Origin of the sequence: Cohnella baijiui (assembly GCF_020731285.1) — a bacterium.
In the GTDB taxonomy this organism is placed as follows: domain Bacteria; phylum Bacillota; class Bacilli; order Paenibacillales; family Paenibacillaceae; genus Cohnella.
Genome location: NZ_JAJFOW010000150.1, coordinates 1 through 370, shown reverse-complemented (window position 1 = coordinate 370; position 370 = coordinate 1). Strand labels below are relative to the sequence as shown.

Genomic DNA, 370 nt, shown 5'->3' with positions numbered 1-370 from the left:
AAAAAAGCAAATGGAAGATTTGAAAGAAGAAAGGGATATCTTACAAAAAAAATTAGACGTTATAAAAAAAATAAGGACAAAAATAAATAATGCTATTAATGAATTGGAGGAAACCTATAAAAACGATTTAGAAGAACCTATTAACTATGTCTACAAAAAAATTAATAGACATAGTAATTTTTCTGGGATAAATATTTCTCTTTTAAATAAAGGGGTTAACAAGAAAGCAGATACAACTGTCGGAGATGTAGAAAATTCGGTTAATCTTTCCAACATTCTCAGTTCTGGTCAAATAACTACGGTAGCTTTAAGTTTCTTTCTAGGGATTGCTTTTAAACAGAACTTTTCTAGATTTAGGGCATATTTTTTC

1 protein-coding gene is annotated in these 370 nt (G+C 27.8%); it reads left to right on the top strand.

The features are described from left to right. Positions 1 to 370 (top strand): hypothetical protein (locus LKX83_RS32075; RefSeq protein ID WP_227887315.1); only part of this gene is annotated, 370 nt, incomplete at both ends.